The organism is Polymorphobacter sp. PAMC 29334 (assembly GCF_019431245.1).
Classification (GTDB): Bacteria; Pseudomonadota; Alphaproteobacteria; order Sphingomonadales; family Sphingomonadaceae; genus Polymorphobacter_B; species Polymorphobacter_B megasporae.
On sequence record NZ_CP080243.1, the window covers coordinates 1644977 to 1664424 of the forward strand.

At 67.0% G+C, this 19448-nt stretch carries 21 protein-coding genes and 1 other RNA gene; 10 read left to right on the forward strand and 12 right to left on the reverse strand.

Annotated elements, in window-relative coordinates; translation table 11 throughout:
• Window positions 1–2: 2 nt before the first annotated feature.
• Window positions 3–728: a hypothetical protein gene (locus KZX46_RS11670; RefSeq protein WP_219776711.1), complete on the reverse strand. Its 726-nt coding sequence runs from the start codon at window positions 726–728 to the stop codon at window positions 3–5.
• Window positions 729–887: 159 nt separating this feature from the next.
• Between KZX46_RS11670 and KZX46_RS11675 the strand changes: the two genes are divergently transcribed.
• Window positions 888–1631, forward strand: a complete 744-nt coding sequence (locus KZX46_RS11675) for a Bax inhibitor-1/YccA family protein (protein ID WP_219776712.1) — start codon at window positions 888–890, stop codon at window positions 1629–1631.
• Window positions 1632–1741: 110 nt separating this feature from the next.
• Here KZX46_RS11675 and KZX46_RS11680 read toward each other — a convergent pair whose 3' ends face one another.
• The 8 genes from KZX46_RS11680 to KZX46_RS11715 form a co-directional block, all read right to left on the reverse strand.
• Complete coding sequence (locus KZX46_RS11680) at window positions 1742–2215, reverse strand: PaaI family thioesterase (protein WP_219776713.1); 474 nt, start codon at window positions 2213–2215, stop codon at window positions 1742–1744.
• A gap of 27 nt (window positions 2216–2242) precedes the next feature.
• A complete protein-coding gene (locus KZX46_RS11685; protein ID WP_219776714.1) occupies window positions 2243–3127 on the reverse strand; it encodes a dienelactone hydrolase family protein in 885 nt (294 codons plus the stop codon).
• Window positions 3128–3180: 53 nt separating this feature from the next.
• A complete protein-coding gene (locus KZX46_RS11690) occupies window positions 3181–3810 on the reverse strand; it encodes a glutathione S-transferase family protein (protein ID WP_219776715.1) in 630 nt (209 codons plus the stop codon).
• 70 nt (window positions 3811–3880) lie between these two features.
• Window positions 3881–4684, reverse strand: a complete 804-nt coding sequence (pstB, locus tag KZX46_RS11695; protein WP_216709364.1) for a phosphate ABC transporter ATP-binding protein PstB — start codon at window positions 4682–4684, stop codon at window positions 3881–3883.
• Window positions 4685–4711: 27 nt separating this feature from the next.
• Window positions 4712–5548 (reverse strand): phosphate ABC transporter permease PstA, encoded by an 837-nt coding sequence (pstA, locus tag KZX46_RS11700; protein WP_219776716.1) that lies wholly within the window; start codon window positions 5546–5548, stop codon window positions 4712–4714.
• The gene (gene pstC / locus KZX46_RS11705) at window positions 5548–6525 is read right to left on the reverse strand and encodes a phosphate ABC transporter permease subunit PstC (protein ID WP_226896239.1); all 978 of its coding nucleotides are present in this window, start codon (window positions 6523–6525) and stop codon (window positions 5548–5550) included. Before pstC ends, pstA begins: the two co-directional genes overlap by 1 nt.
• A gap of 52 nt (window positions 6526–6577) precedes the next feature.
• On the reverse strand, window positions 6578–7600 hold the full coding sequence (pstS, locus tag KZX46_RS11710) for a phosphate ABC transporter substrate-binding protein PstS (protein ID WP_216709263.1): 1023 nt from the start codon (window positions 7598–7600) through the stop codon (window positions 6578–6580).
• Between the two features lie 168 nt (window positions 7601–7768).
• A complete protein-coding gene (locus KZX46_RS11715; RefSeq protein WP_219776717.1) occupies window positions 7769–8674 on the reverse strand; it encodes a helix-turn-helix transcriptional regulator in 906 nt (301 codons plus the stop codon).
• A 183-nt stretch (window positions 8675–8857) separates the two neighbouring features.
• Between KZX46_RS11715 and KZX46_RS22880 the strand changes: the two genes are divergently transcribed.
• Window positions 8858–9670, forward strand: a complete 813-nt coding sequence (locus KZX46_RS22880) for a PEPxxWA-CTERM sorting domain-containing protein (RefSeq protein WP_226896240.1) — start codon at window positions 8858–8860, stop codon at window positions 9668–9670.
• Window positions 9671–9913: 243 nt separating this feature from the next.
• Here KZX46_RS22880 and tyrS read toward each other — a convergent pair whose 3' ends face one another.
• Window positions 9914–11122 carry a tyrosine--tRNA ligase gene (gene tyrS / locus KZX46_RS11725; RefSeq protein ID WP_219776718.1) on the reverse strand — a complete coding sequence of 403 codons (1209 nt, stop codon included), beginning with the start codon at window positions 11120–11122 and terminating at the stop codon, window positions 9914–9916.
• A gap of 80 nt (window positions 11123–11202) precedes the next feature.
• Here tyrS and KZX46_RS11730 point away from each other — a divergent pair, with 80 nt between their 5' ends.
• The gene (locus tag KZX46_RS11730) at window positions 11203–12351 is read left to right on the forward strand and encodes an anhydro-N-acetylmuramic acid kinase (RefSeq protein ID WP_219776719.1); all 1149 of its coding nucleotides are present in this window, start codon (window positions 11203–11205) and stop codon (window positions 12349–12351) included.
• Between the two features lie 106 nt (window positions 12352–12457).
• Here KZX46_RS11730 and KZX46_RS11735 read toward each other — a convergent pair whose 3' ends face one another.
• Window positions 12458–13102 carry an alpha/beta hydrolase gene (locus KZX46_RS11735; protein WP_219776720.1) on the reverse strand — a complete coding sequence of 215 codons (645 nt, stop codon included), beginning with the start codon at window positions 13100–13102 and terminating at the stop codon, window positions 12458–12460.
• Between the two features lie 103 nt (window positions 13103–13205).
• On the opposite strand from KZX46_RS11735, the gene KZX46_RS11740 reads away from it, so the two are divergent.
• From KZX46_RS11740 to KZX46_RS11770, 7 genes are all read left to right on the forward strand, one after another.
• Complete coding sequence (locus tag KZX46_RS11740; RefSeq protein ID WP_219776721.1) at window positions 13206–14276, forward strand: cysteine desulfurase family protein; 1071 nt, start codon at window positions 13206–13208, stop codon at window positions 14274–14276.
• Complete coding sequence (locus KZX46_RS11745) at window positions 14273–15388, forward strand: cysteine desulfurase family protein (protein ID WP_219776722.1); 1116 nt, start codon at window positions 14273–14275, stop codon at window positions 15386–15388. The genes KZX46_RS11740 and KZX46_RS11745 overlap by 4 nt, the downstream gene beginning before the upstream one ends.
• 22 nt (window positions 15389–15410) lie before the next feature.
• Window positions 15411–15746 carry a 2Fe-2S iron-sulfur cluster-binding protein gene (locus KZX46_RS11750; RefSeq protein WP_219776723.1) on the forward strand — a complete coding sequence of 112 codons (336 nt, stop codon included), beginning with the start codon at window positions 15411–15413 and terminating at the stop codon, window positions 15744–15746.
• Window positions 15747–15814: 68 nt separating this feature from the next.
• An RNA gene (ffs, locus tag KZX46_RS11755) (signal recognition particle sRNA small type) lies at window positions 15815–15909 on the forward strand.
• Window positions 15910–15951: 42 nt separating this feature from the next.
• On the forward strand, window positions 15952–17775 hold the full coding sequence (locus tag KZX46_RS11760) for a DNA polymerase III subunit gamma/tau (RefSeq protein ID WP_219776724.1): 1824 nt from the start codon (window positions 15952–15954) through the stop codon (window positions 17773–17775).
• Window positions 17768–18091: a YbaB/EbfC family nucleoid-associated protein gene (locus KZX46_RS11765; protein ID WP_219776725.1), complete on the forward strand. Its 324-nt coding sequence runs from the start codon at window positions 17768–17770 to the stop codon at window positions 18089–18091. The genes KZX46_RS11760 and KZX46_RS11765 overlap by 8 nt, the downstream gene beginning before the upstream one ends.
• 225 nt (window positions 18092–18316) lie before the next feature.
• On the forward strand, window positions 18317–18742 hold the full coding sequence (locus KZX46_RS11770; RefSeq protein ID WP_219776726.1) for a hypothetical protein: 426 nt from the start codon (window positions 18317–18319) through the stop codon (window positions 18740–18742).
• Here KZX46_RS11770 and mtgA read toward each other — a convergent pair.
• A complete protein-coding gene (mtgA, locus tag KZX46_RS11775; RefSeq protein WP_219776727.1) occupies window positions 18739–19425 on the reverse strand; it encodes a monofunctional biosynthetic peptidoglycan transglycosylase in 687 nt (228 codons plus the stop codon). The genes KZX46_RS11770 and mtgA overlap by 4 nt on opposite strands.
• Window positions 19426–19448: the final 23 nt, after the last annotated feature.

The window sequence follows — 19448 nt, forward strand, 5'->3', positions numbered from 1 at the left end:
GGTCAGTTGATATCGACCAGGATACCGCGCAGGGCGGTAAGGATGCCGGCGCTGACGTTGCCGAAGTTGACAGCCGGATAATCGATCTTCGCCGCAGCGAGCTTCGCGACGAAATCTCCGGCGCGGACCGCACCATGCGGATTGACCAGATCGATCGGGATCTTCTTTTGGTATGCCACATAGGCACCGAGCTTGAACATCCCGGGCTCGGTATCGCCGATGCAATAACACCAGGTCGAACTTATCTGTTGCCAGTACAGGATCGAATATGTTCCGAAACTGCCACTGGTCGATTCGGGCATCGACTTTAGCTTGATTGCCTTTAGCGCGGTGCTAGAGCTATACTTGAGGCCGCGCTTGATTTGTTTGGCCATCGAATTGTTGATGCGCGAGAACGGGTGCGCAAGTTGGCTACGCCAGAATGTTGCGGGCGCGACGCCGCCTGGATGATCGACGAAGTGGCGTGAGTTGCAGGTGATGATCTCGACGTTTCGTAGACCTGGGTTGATGTCACGCCACGCCTTGATAAGCGCGATCATCGCCTGCGCGTTCCTGCCGCAAAGCGCGGTGTCGTTGCCGTGTCCCCATAACACCAATGTCGTCAGCCCCGCCACGACGGCTGGGACGACGGTGATGATGTCGGAGACGGCGTCGTGCGCCAGCGAATTCATCAGCGTGTCGGCCCGGATCTTATGGTCGGCCTCGGACAATATCTGGATCGACGGCATCGACTTTCCCCCTTGGATTTGGCAGCGATCTATCACGGAAGCGTTACGATTAACATCTTCGGGATAGGGTCGAGGCGGCACGGCCGCCTGCTTGAAAACTTGCTCTCAAGCGCCGATATCAGTGTTGTTCGGCATATTGCCGATCCAATGGAGACCATGATGGCCAACCAGTTCGATCCCCGCGCCGCCTACCCGCGCGCGACCGGGCCGGTCGCGGACGGCGTGACGTTCGACGCCGGGCTGCGCACGTATATGCTGTCCGTTTACAATTACATGGCGTCGGGCGTCCTGCTCACCGGCGTCGTCGCGCTGCTGTTCGCTCAGTCGGGTCTGGTCTACTCGCTGTTCAACGAGGCTGGCCGCCCGTCGCTGCTCGGCTGGGTCGCGATGATCGCTCCGCTCGGCGTCGTCCTGACGATGAGCTTCGGCATCAACCGCCTGTCCGAATTCAGCGTCAAGGCGCTGTTCTGGGGCTACGCCGCGATCATGGGCGTGTCGCTGTCGACGATCTTCCTGCGCTACACCGGCAGCTCGATCGCAGTGACGTTCTTCGCTACCTCGGCGTCATTCGCCGCGCTCAGCCTGTACGGCTACACGACCAAGCGCGATCTTGGCGCGATGGGCAAGTTCCTGATGATGGGCCTCGTTGGCCTCGTCGTCGCGATGCTGCTCAACGCGTTCTTCCCGTCAAACACCGCGTCGTTGATGATCTCGGCGGTCGGCGTGCTGTTGTTCGCGGCGTTGACGGTCTATGACACGCAGAAGATCAAGAACATGTACGACGTCGTCGGCAACAGCGACTTCCGCGGTAAGTCGATCGTTATGGGCGCGCTGACGCTCTATCTCGACTTCATCAACCTGTTCCTGTTCCTCCTCCGCTTCATGGGCGGCAACCGCAACTAGGCAGTTCGCGGCGATCTCGAAGGCCTCGCGGGAAACCGCGGGGCCCTTTTTTGTGTCGCCCCGCTCCAGCAAGAGTGGGGCAGGGGCTCGACGAGAGAGCCAGTCAACTCCTACTTTATCTCGAAGATCAGACACGACGACGTGCCGTGTGCGAGCACCTTGCCCGCAGCGTCGGTTAGCGTCCCGCGTACCGTCCCGACGCGCCGCCCGACGTTGATGACCTCGCCGCGCGCGGTGACCGGTCCGGTCGCGTGGGTGATCGCGCGGACGAAGGTGATGTTGATATCGATCGAGGTGTAGCCGATCCCGGCGCCGAGCACGGTATGAACCGCGCAGCCCATGCAACTGTCGAGCAGCGTCGCCGCATAGCCGCCGTGGACACTGCCGATCGGATTGTAATGCTCGGGGCCCGGCATGCCCTCGAAGACGATGTAGCCGGGGCCGGCTTCGACCCCGCGCATATTCATCAGCCCCCCGATCGGTGCCCCAGGGAGCGACCCGTCGATCATCCCGCGCATCAATTCGAGCCCGGTCATGGCACGGACGGCTTCGATGGGCAGCGGGGCGCGAGCGACGTCGGTCACGGCTTGTGCTGGCGGCTGCATCGCAAGCTATCCGAGTGAGTCGTGCAACATCGCCGTCGTTCGGCTCCACGCCAGATCGGCCGCCGCCTTGTTGTAGCGCTCGGCGGAGGTGTCGTTGTTGAAGGCGTGGTTGGCGTCGGGATAGACGAAGATCTCATACTTGACGTTCGCCGCCTTGAGCGCGGCTTCGTACGCCGGGATGCCCGCGTCGATCCGCTGGTCGAGGCCGCCGTAGTGGAGCAGCATCCGCGCCTTGATCGCGGGAACCAGCGCGACCGGCGGCTGCGGGCCGTAATACGCGACTGCCGCGCGCAGGCGCGCACCGGCGGCGCAGGCGACCGCGTTGACCATGCCGCCGCCCCAGCAGAAGCCGACTGTCCCGACCCGGGCGTTCGCGCCCCGGATCTTCGCCATATAGTCGAGCGTCGCGACGCCATCGGCGACCGTCGCGTCGCGGCCGAGTGCGCCGATCATCGCGCGCGCCTTGTCCTCGTCGGCGGGAGTGCCGCCGTCGGGCGAGAGAAAGTCGGGAGCGAGGACGATGAACCCTTCGAGTGCGAGCCGTCGCGCGACGTCGCGGATGTGCTCGGTCAGCCCGCGATTTTCGTGGATCACCATCACTGCGCCGAGCGTGAGCTTGTTGCTGACTGCCGGGCGGACGAGATAGCCGCTCAGGCGATGGACGGTGCCGCCGGGCCATTCGACCGTCTTGGCGATGACGCGCTTGTCGTCGGCGGCGACGATCGACGCGGCTGCCGGGGAGGACTCGATCAGCGGCAGGATCGCCGCCGCCGCCGCGGTCCCGCCCGCGAGACGCGCCAGCCCCGTCATCAGCGCGCGACGGTCGAGGCCCTCATGGGTGAAATGATCGTAGAGGTCGATCATCGCCTGGGTGATTTTCGGCGGGGTCATCGGATTTTCCTGTCGCGGACGGTCTCGAGTTGCATAGCATCAACGAGCAGTGGCTACATCTTGCCGCGCATCTCCGGCGGGAGCAACGCGTCGTCGATCTCGCGCGCGCGGATCGCAGCGGGGCGGTCGCGATGCCGGGCCGCATAAGTCGCGAGCGTTGGCCGATCCGTGATCATGCCAAAGGCGAGCCCGAAGCCGATCTGCCAGGTGACGTAGAGGTCGGTGGCGGAAAATCGGTTGCCGGCGATGAATTCGCGCCCGTCGACCGCGGTTTCGAGCGCATCGAGCGTTTCGGGGGTGCTCGCATAGCCGACCATCGCGCGCCGTTCGGGCGGCGGCACGAAGCCGAGCGATGCGTTGGTCATCGCCGGCTCGACACATCCGGCGGCAAAGAACAGCCAGCGGTAATAGGCGCCGCGATCGCTCGGCGCGGGGGCGAGCCCGGCGTCGGGAAAGGCGTCGGCAAGATAGGCGCAGATCGCCGCGACTTCGCTGACGACGACGTCGCCGTGCGTGATCACGGGGACCTTTAATATCGGATTGAGCTTCCGGAAGGCATCGGCCTTCATCGACGTCGCGTAGTCGAGGATTTCGGTCCGATACGGGGTCCCGACCTCCTCGAGCATCCACCGCACCATCCGTCCGCGCGATCGTGGATTAGTGTAGAAGACGAGCTCGGTCATGGTCGCAATCCCCCCAGGGTTCGGCGCAGCTTATCGCCGATGCGTGCGATCACCTATCGTCGATACGGCGTCAGCCGAAGCGCCCGGTGACATATTCGCGGGTGCGCTGCTCGCGCGGCTTAGTGAAGATGTCGGCGGTCGACCCAACTTCGACGACCTCGCCGATGTACATGAACGCGGTCTGGTCCGAGCAGCGCGCCGCCTGCTGCATCGAATGGGTGACGATGACGATGGTGAAATCGGCGCGCAGTTCGGCGATCAGCTCCTCGACCTTGGCGGTCGAGATCGGATCGAGCGCCGAGGTCGGCTCGTCGAACAGCAGCACCTCGGGCTTCACCGCGATCGTCCGCGCGATGCACAGCCGCTGTTGCTGGCCGCCCGACATGCCGAGCGCCGAGGTGTGCAGCCGGTCCTTCGCCTCGTCCCAAATCGCCGCCTTTTTCAGGCTCCACTCGACCCGCTCGTCCATCGCGCTCTTGCCGAGCCGCTCGTGGAGGCGAACGCCGAAGGCGATGTTCTCGTAGATCGTCATCGGGAACGGCGTCGGCTTCTGGAAGACCATGCCGATCCGCGCGCGCAGATCAGTCGGGTCGACCTTGGCGTCGATCAAGTTCTCGCCCTGCATCAGCACTTCGCCGGTCGCGCGCTGGCCGGGGTAAAGGCTGTACATCCGGTTGATCACGCGGAGCAGCGTCGACTTTCCGCACCCCGACGGGCCGATCAATGCGGTGACGCGCTTTTCGGGAAAGTCGAGGTTGACCGACTTCAGCGCGTGATTGTCACCGTAATAGAAGTCGAGATTTCGCGTCTTGATGAACGGCGCCGTCCCCGCAAGGGTGTCATGGCGGCCGACTGCCCCGGCGAGGCTCGACATTTCGGGCGTCTCGGCCATGATAATCTCCTAGCGCCGGCGGCCGACGGTCAATTGTGCGATGATGTTGATCGCCAGCACGCCGAGCGTGATCAACAGCGCCCCGGCCCAGGCAAGCTGGACGAGGTCTTCATACGGGCTCGACGCGAACTGATAGATCGCGACCGGCAGGCTCGCCATCGGCTTGCCGAGCGAGGTCGACCAGTTGAGGTTGCCGAGCGAGGTGAATAGCAGCGGCGCGGTCTCGCCCGCCGAGCGCGCGAGCGCGAGCAGGATACCGGTGAGCATGCCCGAACCCGCCGCACGCCAAGCGATCTGTGTCACGACCTTCCACTTCGGCGCGCCAAGTGCCGCCGCGGCTTCGCGTAGTGCGACCGGGACGAGCGACAGCATGTCCTCGGTCGTGCGGATGATGATCGGGATCGCGATAACGGCAAGCGCGACGCCGCCGGCGAACCCCGAATAGGTCTTCGTCGTCGCGACGAGGAGAACGTAGACGAACAGGCCGATCAGGATCGAGGGGGCCGACAGCAGGATGTCGCTGACGAAGCGCGTGACGTCGCCGAGCTTCGAGCCCTTGGCATATTCGGACAGATAGGTGCCGGCCAGAACGCCGATCGGTGTCGCGATCAGCATGCCGATGCCGACCTGGATCAGGCTGCCCACGATCGCGTTCGCGAGCCCGCCGTTTTCGCCGGTCGGGGCCATCGACGTCGTCAACACGCTCCAGCGGAGCGCCGGTGCGCCGCGCACGATCAGCGTCCACAGGATCGAGGCGAGCACCGCGAGCGACAGCAGTGCCGCTCCGGTGGCGAGCGCGGCGATGACGACGTTGGTCGCCTTGCGGGCAGAGGTCCGCGCGCTCATCAGCTCACCGCCCGGGGCGCGACGAGCGCGCGCGATGCCGCCAGCACGATGAACGAGATGATGAACAGCGTCAGGCCGAGGCCGAGCAGCGCGGCGAGCTTCATCGTTCCGGCTCCCGCCTCGTTGAATTCATTGGCGATCGTGCTGGCGATCGTCGACCCCTGCGCGAACAGGTTGGGCGAGAGGCGCGTCGCGTTGCCGATGACGAAGGTCACCGCCATCGTCTCGCCGAGCGCGCGGCCGAGGCCGAGCATGATCGCGCCGATCATCGCGCGACGGCCGTAAGGGACGGCGACGCTGCGGACGACCTCGAAACGCGTGCAGCCGAGGCCGTATGCCGACTCCTTGAGCACCACCGGGGTCGCGCCGAGGATCTCGACGAACATCGCGGTGATCAGCGGCAGGATCATGATCGCGAGCACGAGCCCTGCGGTGAAGATGCTGTTGCCGCCGCCGTAATCGAGGACCTTGTTGAGGCCGGGCACCGGCGCGGCGAGGTCGGCGACGTCGAGGACGAAGTGCGCCGCGAGCCACGGCGCGAGGATGAAGAACCCCCACATGCCGTAGATGATCGACGGGATCGCCGCGAGCAGCTGGATGGCGACGCCGATCGCGCGACGGAGCGGAACCGGAAGGATTTCGGTGAGGAAGTAAGCGACCCCGGTCGACAGCGGGACGGCGATAACGAGCGCAAGGATCGAACTGACGAGGGTGCCGTAGATCATCACCCCGGCGCCGAACTTCTCGTTCACCGAATCCCACACCGGCGACCAGAAGAAGCCGATGCCGAACGCCTTGAGCGCGGGCCACGCGCCGGTCGCGAGCATGAGGATGATTGCGCCAAGCAGCAGCAGGACGATCATCCCGCTGCCGATCACCGTCACCGAGAACAGGCGCTCGGGAACGCGCGACATCGGCATGCGCGCGACAACGGGGTCGCGGCTGGTCGTCGGACTGGTGGCCACAGCGTCGGGCATCGATACTCCAGGGGGGTGCGGCCGTGGCCGCACCCCGATCAGCCAGACGGGTTTACTTGGGCAGCGACGCGCCGGCGACGCCCTTCCAGGCGGCGCGAACTTCCTGAAGCGCGACCGGCGGCAGCGGCACGTAGCCGAGCTCGACGGCGGTCTTCGCGCCGTTCTTGAAGCTCCAGTCGAAGAAGGCGAGCGCGGCGCTCGTCTTCTTCGGGTCGGTCGGCTTGGCGGGGACGAGGATGTACGTCGCGCTGACGATCGGCCACGTGTTCGCACCGGGCAGGGCGAGCATGTTGGCGACGCCGTTCGGCGCGTGCGCCCAGTCGGCCTGGCTCGCGGCGGCAGTGAACGACGCCGGGGTCGGGTCGATGAACTTGCCGGCGGCGTTCGACAGCTTGGTCATCGTCAGCTTGTTGGCGAAGGCGTAGTTATATTCGACATAGCCGACGCCGCCGACGGTGTTCTTGACCGTGCCGGCAACGCCGTCATTGCCCTTGCCTCCCGAACCGGCGGGCCAGCTGAGGGTCTTGCCCGCGCCGAGCGACCAGCCCTTGGCGGCCTTGGTCATGTAGTTCGAGAAGATCGCGGTCGTGCCGCTCGAGTCGGAGCGGTAGACCGGCGTGATCGGCATCGGGCGCAGCGTCACGCCCTTGTTGAGCGCGACGATCGCGGGATCGTTCCACTTAGTGATCTTGCCTTCGTAGATCGCGCCGATGACGTCGGGTGTCAGCTTGAGCTGGCCGCTGGCGACGCCGGGGAGGTTGACGATCATCACCGCCGAACCGATCACCGCGGGAAACTGGACCAGCCCGTTCGAGCTGATGTCCTCGGCCTTCATCGGGTCGTCCGAAGCGCCGAAATCGACCGTGCGCGCCTTGATCTGCGTCTGCCCGCCGCCCGAACCGATCGCCTGGTAGTTGAGTGCGTTGCCGGTGGCGGCCTTATACGCCGAGCCCCACTTGGCATACAGCGGAGCGGGAAAAGTGCCGCCCGCGCCGGTGATGTCGGCGGCGAATGCGGTGGTGCTGATGACGGCGCTGGCCAGCAGAAGCGCGGCGCGCGTGAATCGGGCGGTCATGCGAAACCCTCAAAATTTCCTGAACCAGCAGTGGCTCGGTTACCATCTGGCAGCAATAGATGACGGTTCGGTGACATAACGGTTCAGGAATGATGTATTGCGCGCCGATTGCGGCGGGGCAGGCTCGCAACCTCCCATCGCCGGTCTGCCGATCTCAGCCGCGCGCGATCACGGGATTTCGACGGTGATCGTTCCGCGATGCTCGTAGGCCGCGCCGCGCGACATCGACCGCGCGAGCGACATCATCAGGATCGTGTCGCCACCCGCCGCCAGCGCCGTCGGCCCGACATCGTCCCACAAGTGGTTGCGCAAATATCCGGGAATCGCGGCTGCCGGGGTCAACGGATAGGCGGCGGCGAGCAGGTCGAGCTGGGCATCGTCGTCGGCGACGTCGCCGGTCAGGTCGCCAACCCGCTCGAGAAGGCACTTGCTCGCGATCGGAGTGCCGCTCGCGTCACGCATGCACGTCATGATCAGCCCGTCGACGACCTCCGCGCGCTGACGAACGACACCGTTAAAGATGCTGAAGACGAAAGTGCCGGTGGTGACGTCGGTCGCGACGCCGAACAATTTATTCTGCAGCGGCATCGCCCACCCGACGTAGCGGATGTCCATCACCCCGAGGCGGAAACTCATCCGCCCGTCGTCCGAGCAGCGCAGGACGATGTGATCGTGGATGAACTGGCCGGGGGCTTCGGACGAGGGGCGGGTCGTCCGCCAAAAGCCCTCGTAGCTCGCGCCGTGCGCCCGGATCGCCGCCGACTCCGCGAGCATCGGCAGCGGCACCCAGTCGGCGAAACCGCGCGCAGACGATGCCGCCGGTGCTGCGACGACGCCAAACTTGGCGGCCAGCCCGACGACCCCGGCATCCCAGTCGTGGAGCGTGAAGCCTCGGTGACGTTCGGCGATGCGCGTGGTCAGCCGCGCTAGGTTGTGCGCCGACGGTGTGACGCTTCCCGAACACCAGCGGCTGACCAGCGACTTGTCGACGCCGACGTCCGCAGCAAATTGCCCGCGACTGATCGACAACGCCTTGAGCACCAGTTCGAGTCCATCGGAGAACACCGTCGCCATTCGCCTCGTTTCGCAGATGCAACGGATGCTCGCAACTGGCTTCGCACAAGGTCTCGCACTGCAATGCACAAAGTTGCACGCGAGTTGTTTGCCGGTGCGCGCGGTGCTGCATCTTATTGCAAGGGGCCCGAAGGCCTAACGCCCGCATCGCAGGTGACACCCTTGTTGCCGCGGGGGACTTCCATGACACTTCGTCTTCTTGTCGCGTTCGGCACGGCATTGTCGATCACCGCCGCGCTGGCCGTTCCAGCCGCGGCGCGCATCGTCCAGTTCACTGTCACCGGCAATATTACCACGGGTGACGACAGCGGGACCGACTTCCTCGGCGCGCAGGTGATCAACAATGTCTTCGTCGAGTCGTTCGGTCCCGGAAATTTCTTCGGCACGTCGGGCGCGCTCGGCGGCAAATCGGTCGTATTTCGCTTGCTCTACGATACCGGTAGCCCCGTTTTGCCCGTCCCGACGGGCGGGGTTTTCGACGACCCGAACGGCAATTGGGCCTATGCGCTGTCGCCGGTCGTCACCGTCGGCGGAATACCTCGCGACTTCATCGATATCGTCCCGGGCACATTCATCAACGCCGCTACCGCAATGCTCGGCGTAATCGACGGCGCTCCCGACGGGCTCACCGGCAGCTTCACCAACCTGACGTATTCGGGCAACGTCTACAGCGATTACCGCAGCAGCAGCTTTGCCTTCACCGCCGCACTGCCGCCGGGGTTCTTCTCGACCGACACGATCCTGCCCGGGGCGCTCCCCACGCCGCGTTACGGCTTTACCCACGGCACCGCGACCGGGACGGGAAGCTTCGCCTTCTACCGGCAGACATGCTTCCTGACGTGCTCGCTGAAGACGGCGACTGCGAGCTTCGAAGTCACCAACATCAGCTTCGCCGCCGTCCCGGAACCGACGGTCTGGGCGATGTTGCTGGCCGGATTTGGCTTCGTCGGCGCAATGGCGCGACGCAACCGGGGAGCCGCGATCGTCGCGGCTTAGCGGCACCGGTGTCCCCGCGCGGTGACCCGGCGCGCGGGGACAGTCCTGATGTTTCGACTTGCGGACCCCAACCCCGCTTGATCGCAACTATAGCTGCGGCTTTTGGACTGACCTACGTCACACCAGAACGGTTGTTACGCTGCCAATAAGGCTATGATGCTGGTCAGATTCAGGATCGCCGGACCAATGAGTCGTTGTAGAGCTCCCCGCTTTTGCGGTGATGACAGCAAGTCGAGTGGCTTCTCAGCCCTCGACCAACACCCCATGCCGCTTCTTCCCCGCCGACACCTTCGCCGGGGCGCTGACCAGCATCGCCTCATCGGTCACCGCGACCCCGTCGACCCGCGCGCCGCCGCCACGGACCAGCCGCCGCGCGTCGCCCTTCGACGCGGCGAAACCGAGCCCGATCAGCGCGTCGAGCAGCGAGACCTCGCCCGCGATCGCAAAGCTCGGCAGGTCGTTGCCCGCATCCCCGGCGAATGTCGCGCGCGCGGTCTCCGCCGCCGCAACCGCCGCCGCCTCGCCCCGGCACAGCGCAGTCGCGGCGTTGGCGAGCGCGATCTTCGCGGCGTTGATCTCCGCGCCCGGCAGCGCCTCGAACGCCTCGATCTCGTCGAGCGGCAGGTCGGTGAACAGCCGCAGGAAGCGCCCGACGTCGGCGTCGTGGGTGTTCCGCCAGAACTGCCAATAGTCGTACGCGGGAAGCGAATCCTCGTGGAGCCACACCGCCCCCGCCGCGGTCTTGCCCATCTTCGCGCCGTCGGCGGTGGTGATCAGCGGCGTCGTCAGCCCGAACGCGGGCTTGGCGTCGACGCGGCGGATCAGGTCGGTGCCGTTGACGATATTCCCCCACTGGTCGGACCCGCCCATCTGGAGCGAGCAGCCGGTGCGGCGCGACAGCTCGAGGAAGTCGTACGCCTGGAGGATCATGTAGTTGAATTCGAGGAAGCTCAGCGGCTGCTCGCGGTCGAGGCGGAGTTTGACCGAATCGAAGGTCAGCATCCGGTTGACGCTGAAATGCCGCCCGATGTCGCGGAGGAACGGGATGTACGCGAGTCCGTCGAGCCAGTCGGCGTTGTTCAGCATCACCGCCGCGTTCGGGCCCTCGAAGTCGAGGAAACGCTCGAAGATACGGCGGATGCTCGCCATGTTGGCGGCGATCCGCGCATCGTCGAGCAGCTGCCGCCCCTCGTCCTTGCCCGACGGATCGCCGACCTTGGTCGTCCCCCCGCCCATCAGCACGACCGGCTTGTGGCCAGATTGCTGGAGGTGGCGGAGCATCATGATCGAGACGAGATTGCCGACATGAAGCGACGGCGCGGTGCAGTCGTAGCCGACGTAAGCGGTCACCGGCCCCGCGAGCGCGGCGGCGTCCAGCGCGGCGGCATCGGTGATCTGGTGGACGAAGCCGCGTTCGTCCAAGGTGCGGAGAAAGGTGGAGGCGTGGGTCATGGTGAAATTGGCCTAAAGCATCCGCAAACATTCGTCATCCCTGCGAAAGCCGCGGTGACGGCGATCGAAAGAAGTGGGTGATGCTCGCAGTCGGACTCATGTCGGGAACGTCGATGGACGGGATCGATGCGGCGTTGATCGAGACCGACGGGGTCGACGCGGTCCGCCGGATCGCGTTCTCGACCGAGGCGTATGACGAAGCCTTCCGCGCCCGGTTGCGCGGCGCAATGACGGCTGCGCTGGCGATGGCCGCTCCCGGGCCGCACGCCGAAATCGACAGCGTCGCCCGCGAACTGACCGAGCGGCATGCGGCGGCGGTGACGGCGTTGCTCGACGAAGCGGGGGTCGAGGCAGGCACCGTCGACGTCGTCGGCTTTCACGGCCAGACGATCGCGCACCGCCCCGACCGCCGCTGGACGTGGCAGATCGGCGACGGCGCGCTCCTCGCCCGGCTGACCGGGATCAAGGTCGTCAGCGACTTCCGCTCGGCCGACGTTGCCGCGGGCGGGCACGGCGCGCCGCTCGCTCCCGCGTATCACCGCGCGCTCGTCGCCGGGCTGGGGTCGGAGCCGGTCGCGGTGCTCAATCTCGGCGGGGTCGGGAATATCACGTGGTTCGGAGCGGGCAGGGGTGACGCCGCGAAGGCGTGGGGCAGCTTCGACACCGGGCCGGGCAATGCGCTGATCGACGACTGGGTCCGCGCGGGCAACGGCTCGAGTCACGATGCGGGAGGCGCGCTCGCCAGCAGCGGCCAAGTCCACGAGCAGGTCGTCGATGCGATGCTCGACCTCGACTGGTTCGACCTGCCGGGGCCGAAGTCGCTCGACCGCGCCGACTTCGGCCTCGGCGCGGTGCGCGGACTGAGCCTCGCCGACGGCGCCGCGACGCTGACCGCCTTCACCGCGGCGACGGTAGCGCAGGCGCTCCGCCACGTCGCCGACCGCCCGGCGCGGCTGCTGGTGACGGGGGGCGGGCGGCATAATCCGGCGTTGATGGCGATGCTGGCGGAGCGGACCGGGCTGCCGGTCGCGCCGGTCGAAGCGGTTGGGTGGGACGGCGACGCGCTCGAGGCGGAGGCGTTCGCCTATCTCGCGGTGCGGGTGTTGCAGGGTCTGCCGACGAGCTGGCCCGAGACGACGGGGGTGCCGGTGGCGACGGGGGGCGGCCAACTCTCCTCCCCCTCCCCTTTAGGGGAGGGGCCGGGGGTGGGGGTGTCGCACCGGACTTAGTGTTGGAGACACCGCTAATCTAAACCCCAGGCGCGGAACTGCCCCACCCCCGGGCCGGCGCAAGCGCGCCGTCTCTCGCCCCTCCCCTGAAGGGGAGGGGAAGGAGCTAGCGGTCCGCGCTCAGCCTTTTGTCGAGATACGCGTCCACGACCCCCATCAAATCTGGCATCTCGTGTTCGAAGAAATGGTTCGCCTTGGGGATCGTCTCGTGGTCGATCGTGATGTGGCGCTGGGTCTTGAGCTTGTCGACGAGCTTCTGGACGCTGGCGCCGGTGACGACCTCGTCGGCCTCGCCGTCGACGATGATCCCCGACGACGGGCACGGCGCGAGGAAGGTAAAGTCGTACATGTTCGCCGGCGGGGCGATCGAGATGAAGCCCTTGATCTCGGGGCGGCGCATCAACAGCTGCATGCCGATCCACGCGCCGAAGCTGAAGCCTCCAACCCATGTCGTCGACGCCTCGGGGTTGAACTGCTGCATCCAGTCGAGCGCGGATGCGGCGTCGCTCAGCTCACCGATGCCATTGTCGAACACGCCCTGGCTGCGGCCGACGCCGCGGAAGTTGAAGCGCAGCGTCGCGAAACCGCGGCGGACGAAGGTGTTGTACAGCGCCATCGCGATCGGATGGTTCATCGTCCCCTGCTGCGGATGCGGCTGGAGGATGATTGCAACCGGCGCGCGGGCGCGGCTGGCGGGCTGGTAACGGCCTTCGAGACGGCCCTCGGGACCGGGGAAAATGACTTCGGGCACTGGCGGAACCTGCGGAATTTGAAATGGGTGCGCGTAGGCGCGGACATTTCCTATATATGGACGCGCCGTAAAGTCGCAAACGTAAACCCGTTCCGGAGCCCGCTTGACGCCAATCTATCTCGACTGGGCCGCAACCGCGCCGATCGACCCCGCCGCGATCGACGCGATGGCCGATGCCGCGCGCGTTTGGGCGAACCCGTCGTCGGTCCATCGCGCGGGCCGGCGGGCGCATGGTCTGCTCGAAGCGGCGAGGGGGGATGTTGCGGCGGCGCTGGGGTGCCCGGCACGGTCGATCGTGTTTACCGGCGGCGGGACCGAGGCGCTCGGGCTGGCGCTGGCGCAGTCGCCGCAGCGGCTGATTTCGGCGGTCGAGCACGATGCGGTGCGGGCGCAGGCTCCGGGCGCTGGGGTGATCCCGGTCGATGCAAACGGGGTGGTCGACCTTGCCGCGCTCGATGCGATGCTGGCGACCGTCGATCGCCCGCTTGTCGCGGTGATGCACGTCAATAACGAGACCGGTGTGATCCAGCCGGTCGCCGAGGTCGCCGAGATGGTCGCAGCGCGCGGCGGCACGCTGCTCGTCGACGCGGTCCAGTCGGCGGGGAAGCTGCCGTTGCCGCAAGCCGATTACGTCGCGGTGTCGGCGCACAAGCTCGGCGGGCCGCCGGGAGTCGGCGCGCTGATCGTCCGCGATCATGTGGCGGCGATCGCAAAAGGCGGCGGCCAGGAGCGGGGGCAGCGTGCGGGAACCGAGAACCTGCCGGGGATCGCCGGGTTCGCCGCCGCGCTCACCGCTCGCGCGACCGATCCCATGTGGGTCGACCGGGCCACCGAACTCCGCGACCGCCTCGAAGCGCAACTGCCGGGGGCGGTGATCCACGGCGCGGGAACAGCGCGCCTTGGGACGATCGCGTGCATCGGCCTCCCCGGGGTCGCGGCGATGACGCAGCTGATGGCGCTCGACCTCGCCGGCTTCGCGGTCAGCGCCGGGGCAGCGTGCTCGTCGGGCAAGGTCAAGACGAGCCACGTTCTCGGCGCGATGGGCGTTGGCGCGAGCGCGGCGGGGGAGGCGATCCGCGTCAGTCTCGGCTGGACGACGACCGCGGCGGACGTCGACGCCTTCGCCGCGGCGTGGCGCGCGATGGCCGACCGGCTGGGGCGGCGCGCGGCATGACCCGCCCGATCTACCTCGATTATGCCGCGACGACGCCGCTCGATCCGGCGGTGCTCGCGGCGATGCAGCCGTGGCTTGCGGACAGGTTCGGCAATCCGCATTCGCCGCATCTGTGGGGCTATGAGGCCGACGCGGCGATCGAGGTGGCGCGCGGGCAGGTCGCGGCGCTGCTCGGCGCTGCGGTGGAGACGGTGTCGTTCACCGGCGGGGCGACCGAATCGGTCAACTGGGCGCTCAAGGGGATGATGACCGCGCCGGGTCAGGCGCGGCGGCGGCTGGTGACGCTCGCGACCGAACATAGCTGCGTACTGGAGACCGCGCGCTGGCTCGAAAGCATCGGCTGCGCGCTGACGATCGTCGGGGTGCGGCCCGACGGGATCGTCGATTTGGCGGCACTCGACGCGGCGATGGGCGACGACGTTGCGCTGGTCTCGGCGATGCTGGTCAACAACGAGACAGGGGTGATCCAGCCGGTTGCGGCAATTGCCGACATTGCCCACTCTGCTGGTGCGCTGATGCACTGCGACGCGGCGCAGGGGTTCGGCAAGGTCGACTGCACCGCGATCGGCGTCGACCTGCTCAGCCTGACCGCGCATAAGATCTACGGCCCGAAGGGCGTGGGCGCGCTATACCGGCGGGCGGGCGTCGCGCTGACCCCGCTGCTCCACGGCGGCGGGCAGGAGGATGGGCGGTCGGGCACCTTGTCGCCTGCGCTGTGCGTCGGGCTCGGCACCGCGGCGGCCATCGCGGGCGAGCGCATCGCCATCGACGCCGCGCATGCCCGCGCTTTGTGGGACCGGCTGCTCGGCGGTCTCGACGTCGCGTACCGCGTCAACGGCTCGCTCACCGACCGCTGGTTCGGCACGCTCAACCTCGGGTTCCCCGGAGTCGACCCGGCACGGCGTTTCGCCGCCGTCCGCGACCTCGCCGTCTCGACCGGGTCGGCGTGCGCGAGCGCGAACGGCCGCCCGAGCCATGTCCTCGCGGCGATGGTCGGCTCGGTCCCCGGGCTGCGGATCGGCTGGGGGCGCTTCACCACCGACGCCGAGATCGACACTGCCGCTACCGTCTTGACCGCCGCCGCGCGCCGCCTCCATAGCCGCGCCGCATGAGACCCACCAAAGACCTCGCGCAATGACGCTCGTCCGCTTCGTCTCCGCCGACGGCAAGCGTGTCGTCGAGGCCGAGGCTCCGGCAGGCACCCGCCTGCTCGACCTCGCGCAGAACAACGATCAGCCGCTCGAGGGCGCGTGCGAGGGGGCGATGGCGTGCTCGACGTGCCACGTGCTGATCAAACCGGAAGATTTCGACCGGCTGCCGAAAGCGACTGCCGAGGAGGAGGACATGCTCGACTTCGCTTACGGGGCGTCGCGAACCTCGCGGCTGGCGTGCCAGATCTGGCTGACCGACGACCTCGCCACGCTCGAGGTCAAGATGCCCGCCGCGAGCCACGACATGACCGGGCGCTAGGCACCGCTGGTCCCCGGCCGGGTGCAGCCGAAGCTTGCGTCGCGCCGCCGCCTCGCCCATATCGGTCGCGGGAGTCGGGCGGGCAGAGTTATCGCCAACCCGGTCAGGTCCGGAAGGAAGCAGCCGTAACGAATCCGCTCTGGGTCGTTCCCGGCTCCCACCCAACGCCGTTGCAACCGACTGCCGAAGGCTTCACCACTGCGCCATGAGTGAGCTGTTCGCCGCCGCCGCCGAAGCCCCCGCCGCTCCCCCGGCGGTCGAATATCGCGTCCTTGCCCGCAAGTACCGCCCCGGTGACTTCGCATCGCTGCTTGGGCAGGAGGCGATGGTGCGGACGCTCGGCAATGCCATCGCGCGCGGGCAGCTGGCGCAGGCGTGGCTGCTGACCGGCGTCCGCGGGGTCGGCAAGACCTCGACCGCGCGGATCATCGCCAAGGCCTTGAACTGCATCGGCCCCGACGGCACCGGCGGGCCGACGATCGCGCCGTGTGGTGTGTGCGAGCCGTGCGTCGCGATCGCCGCCGGGCGCCACATCGACGTCATCGAGATGGACGCCGCGTCGAACACCGGGGTCGACGACGTCCGCGAGATCATCGAGGCGGTGCGCTATGCCAGCGTCTCGGCGCGCTACAAGATCTACATCGTCGACGAAGTCCATATGCTGTCGAAGAACGCGTTCAACGCGCTGTTGAAGACGCTCGAGGAGCCGCCGCCGCACGTCAAGTTCATCTTCGCGACGACCGAGGTCGGCAAGCTGCCGGTCACCGTCCTGTCGCGCTGCCAGCGCTTCGACCTGCGCCGCATCCCGAGCGAGATGCTCGCCGACCATTTCGCGCGGATCGTCGCGCTTGAGGATGCGACCGCCGAGCCCGAGGCGCTGGCGCTGATCGCGCGCGCGGCGGAGGGGTCGGTCCGCGACGGGCTGTCAATCCTCGACCAGGCGATCGCGCATGGTGCCGGAGCGATCACCGCGGTCGCGGTCCGCGACATGCTCGGCCTGTCCGACCGGGGGGCGGTTCGCTCGCTGATGGCGCTGCTGCTCGCGGGCGAGGCGGCGTCGGCGCTGTCGGCGTTCAAGGACAGCTACGACCTCGGCACCGACCCGGCGCAGGTCGTCCAGGAGCTGCTCGAACTCGTCCACACGATCACCCGCTTCAAGGTCGCCGACGCCGACGACGCGGCGATGAGCGCCGAGGAGCGCGCGGTCGTCCGTGACTGGGCGACGCGGCTGTCGTTCCCCAACCTCCACCGCTTGTGGCAGCTGCTGCTCAAGGGGCTGGCCGAGGTTCACGCCGCGCCGGTGCCGGTGCAGGCGGCCGAGATGGCGCTGCTTCGGATCATTCATGCGAGCTCGCTGCCCGATCCGGGGGAGCTCGTCCGCAAGCTGACCGAGCGTGGGGAGGATGGGCATGCCGCGCCCGCCCTTCCACACGCCGCGCCCGCTGCTCAGGGTATTTCCGCACTTTCAGCCGTCATCCCGGCGCAGGCCGGGACCCATCTCGCCACCGGCACGGCTCGCGGAGATATGGGTCCCGGCCTGCGCCGGGATGACGAAAGGGGGGAGGGATCGTCCGCTCGATCGCCAATTGCGCCGCCAGCGGCAAGTGCACCGCCTGCGCCATTCCCCACGCTCCCCACCGACTATCCCGGTCTCGTCGCGTTGATGGAGGAGTCGCGCGAACCGCGCCTCGCGCACGTCCTCCACGACGTCGTCCGGCTGGTCGATTACGCTCCGCCGACCCTGACGATCGTCGCGCCGTCCGACCTCGGCCCCGGCTTCGCGCAGCAACTCATGCTCGCGCTCGGCAAGGCGACGGGAGGCACGCGCTGGACGGTGACACTGGCGCGCGACGGCGGCGCGCCGACGCTCCACGAACAGGCCGAGGCGCGGATCCAGGCGACGCGCGACGCGGCGATGGCCGACCCGCTCGTGCGGCAGATCCTCGCGGCATTCCCCGATGCGACTTTGCTTGGTATCGATGCCGCCGACCCCGACGATTTACCGCACAGGAATTCAGCCGATGCCTAACATGGACGACATCATGAAGATGGCGCAGGGCCTGCAGGCCGACATGGCCAAGGCGCAGGCGAGCCTCGACGGGATCGAGGTCGAGGGCGCGGCGGGCGGCGGTCTGGTCAAGGTCCGCGCGACCGCGAAAGGCCGCATCATCGGCGTCGACATCGACCCGTCGCTGCTCAACACCGCCGACAAGGACATGCTCGAAGACCTGATCGTCGCTGCGTTCAACGACGCCAAGGGCAAGGCCGATGCCGTCGGACACGCCGAGATGCAGAAGATGACCGCCGGCCTGCCGCTGCCGCCGGGGTTCAAGCTGCCGATTTGAGTTGCGGAAAGCGCATCACAGCCGCACATTGCTTTCATGCGTTACAATATCTCAGAACGGATGCGGGATTCGGGACCATCAGTGGTACGCGATGGTAAGACCGGCAAGTTCGTTGTGGTTTCCCCAAAGAAGGAAGGCATATCGGACGAGGCATTCGCACGCGGCAAAGCTGCCGCAAATGCGCGCCTTGCTACGTTCATAAAAACCAAGGCTTGACAGCTAGCCATGGCTGATCCGCGTTTCGGCGTTGTCTTCAAGCAATTCTATGATGGTGAACCTGACGAGGTTCGCGGACTCGTTGCTTACGGGCTGTACAAGATTGCCAAGCGCGAGTGGACCGAGACGTTTTACGAGAACAAAGGGGTTGCGCCCGAACGTTCGGATGTCGTCGCCTACACTTCGACTTGGACACCCGCAATGATTGCGGGAAAGCAGACGCAGGCCGATGCTATTCTCGATGACTACGGCCGCTCGCTGGTCGACGCAGCGCGGCCCACGATCGTAGAGACGGCGTTAAGAGGATCTTTAGGGCGGACGATTGGAATTAACATCTTTTCAGCGTTTCTCTACACGCTGATCCTTATCGGTCTCGTAGTAGTTTTGCGTTATTCAGGCGTCGACTTACTTGCACTTGCTGGGACTGTTCGCTAACCCGCCAGGCACCCGTCGATCGCGTCGCGCCGCACGACCCCGATCCGCCGCTCGATCGCGCGGGCGTGGCGCTTGACCGCGCCGTGGAGGGCGGCGGCGTCGCGCTTGATCGGCTGCGGCAGGATCGCGGCGATGCGCGAGGCTTGCGCCGGGCTCAGCCGGGCGGCGCTGACCCCGAAATAATGCTGTGCCGCGGCCTCGACGCCGTAGATGCCGGGGCCGAGTTCGGCGATGTTGAGATAGACCTCCATGATCCGCGGCTTGCCCCACATCGCCTCGATCAGGACGGTGAAATATGCCTCGAGCCCCTTGCGGAGGTACGAGCGGCCCGGCCAGAGGAAGGCGTTCTTCGCGGTCTGCTGCGAGATCGTCGACCCGCCGATGACCTTGCGCGACGTCGCATTCTTTTCGGCGGCGTGCTCGATCGCGCCGAAATCGAAGCCGTGGTGCGAGCAGAAGGTCGAATCCTCGGCCCCGATCACCGCGCGCGGCATCGCGGGCGCGATCTGGTCGAGCCGCGCCCAGCGGCGCTCGACATGCTGCCCGGCGAGCGCGTCGCGGATCATCGGCACGGTGAACGGCGGGTCGATCCAGCGGTAGGCGAGCGCCCACGCGACCGCGAACAGCACGGCGACGATAGCCACGGTGACGAGCTTGCCGAGGAGCCAGCCGACCGTTCGCACAACTCGGCTCCCCTAACTACGCG